This window comes from Emticicia sp. (assembly GCF_049241225.1).
Classification (GTDB): Bacteria; Bacteroidota; Bacteroidia; order Cytophagales; family Spirosomataceae; genus Emticicia.
Genome location: NZ_JBMLRC010000346.1, coordinates 5,010 through 6,091, shown reverse-complemented (window position 1 = coordinate 6,091; position 1,082 = coordinate 5,010). Strand labels below are relative to the sequence as shown.

The 1,082-nt window shown below is 42.1% G+C and carries 1 protein-coding gene; it reads left to right on the top strand.

Features of this window, described 5'->3' with window-relative positions; translation table 11 throughout:
- A partial coding sequence (locus ACOVO2_RS18635; RefSeq protein ID WP_421771422.1) for a methylmalonyl-CoA mutase family protein occupies positions 1 to 1,082 on the top strand: 1,082 nt, incomplete at both ends.

Here is a 1,082-nt window from a genome sequence, read left to right as displayed (position 1 = left end):
TTCGACCAAATTCCGTTGGACGAAATGTCGGTTTCGATGACCATGAACGGGGCAGTTTTACCAATCATGGCATTTTATATTGTAGCTGCCGAAGAGCAAGGTGTTTCACCCGAAAAACTCTCTGGAACTATCCAAAACGATATTCTGAAAGAGTTTATGGTGCGAAATACGTACATCTATCCGCCCGAATTTTCAATGCGAATCGTGGGCGATATTTTTGCTTATACCTCGAAAAATATGCCGAAATTCAACTCAATTTCGATTTCTGGGTATCATATTCACGAAGCAGGAGCTCCCGCACATTTGGAGTTGGCCTATACGCTTGCCGATGGTTTGGAATATATCCGAACGGGAATTGCGGCAGGAATGGACATTGATAGTTTTGCTCCACGACTATCGTTTTTTTGGGGAATTGGCATGAATCATTTCATGGAAATTGCCAAAATGCGAGCTGGGCGTTTGCTTTGGGCAAAAATCGTGAAGCAATTTAATCCGAAAAGTGCTAAATCTTTGGCTTTACGCACGCACTGCCAAACTTCGGGTTGGTCATTGACCGAGCAAGATCCATTCAATAATGTTGCCCGAACAGCGATTGAAGCAATGGCCGCTGCTTTGGGACATACACAGTCGCTCCATACCAATTCACTTGATGAAGCCATTGCCCTTCCAACCGATTTTTCGGCCAGAATTGCTCGTAATACACAGTTGTATCTTCAACACGAAACCGAAATTTGTCGAGTAGTTGACCCGTGGGGAGGCTCGTATTATGTAGAATATCTAACCAAAGAATTGGTAGAAAAAGCATGGGCTTTGATTGAAGAAGTAGAAGCATTAGGCGGAATGACAAAAGCGATTGAAACTGGTTTGCCCAAAATGAGAATCGAAGAAGCGGCAGCCAGAAAGCAAGCCAGAATTGATTCAGGAAAAGATATAATTGTAGGTGTAAATAAATATAAGACTGATACCGAAACGATTATTGATGTATTGGATATTGATAATCAGGAGGTTAGGAGAAAGCAAATCGAAAAACTCGAAAAAGTAAAAGCCGAAAGAAACGAAACCGAAGTGCAAGCGATTTTAGA